This window comes from Neisseria sp. P0001.S005, from assembly GCF_051963715.1.
Map to the genome: position 1 here is coordinate 1 of NZ_JBQCTZ010000827.1, position 346 is coordinate 346.

1 pseudogene is annotated in these 346 nt (G+C 48.8%); it reads left to right on the plus strand.

Annotated features, from left to right (window positions below):
• Positions 1-194, plus strand: a pseudogene (locus ACTHSP_RS23075) (Na+/H+ antiporter); the annotation flags it as partial.
• Positions 195-346: the final 152 nt, after the last annotated feature.

The following is a 346-nucleotide window of genomic DNA, read 5'->3' on the forward strand; positions in this document are numbered from 1 at the left end:
CCGGCGCACACTGTAACCACATCGACCACGTTACCTCGCAATTCCCTTACGCGCTGACCGTAGCCGCGTCTGCCGCCACAGGCTACCTCGCACTGGGCATGACCGGCTCTGCACCTTTAGGTTTTGTGGTAACCGGCATCGTAATGGTTGTGTTGATTCTGATCTTAAAAGACAAGAAAAAAGCAACTGCCTAATTCAAAACTAATATTCAGACGGCCTGAGATACTCCTACATTCTCAGGCCGTCTAAACATAACAATTATCCAATAGATACATTATTCAGGACAAAACAATGAATACGCCTCATCTTCCACGCGGCCCAGTCATGGCCGATGTTGCCGCCTATC